At 48.1% G+C, this 264-nt stretch carries 1 protein-coding gene; it reads right to left on the bottom strand.

All coding sequences use genetic code 11. The annotated features are described in order from the left end of the window. On the bottom strand, positions 1 to 244 hold a 244-nt coding region (locus tag B4920_RS26615; protein WP_216820071.1), incomplete at its 3' end, for a hypothetical protein. Positions 245 to 264 lie beyond the last annotated feature (20 nt).

Genomic DNA, 264 nt, shown 5'->3' with positions numbered 1-264 from the left:
TTGCCATCGCGACGCGGTCACTATAAATCTTAGCAACACGGGATTGCAGTGAATGGCTTTCAGGCACGTAACTCAACTTATCGGCTAGTTTCTGCAAACGTTCGATAGGCAGTGAAGCGTCATAGGCTTCATCCCATTCGCGACCAATGTAAGGAGTCCAATCCACGGTGTGCAGTGTCATTGGACGCCATTCTTTCACTACGCAATCACCTTGATCTAAGGCATCACGATAAGTGTTGATCATGCTAGTCACATCATCGGCAG

This window comes from Zoogloea sp. LCSB751 (assembly GCF_002028455.1).
Lineage (GTDB): Bacteria > Pseudomonadota > Gammaproteobacteria > Burkholderiales > Rhodocyclaceae > Zoogloea.
Note: the sequence above shows the minus strand (reverse complement) of the source record. Positions and strands in the feature narration are given on the sequence as shown.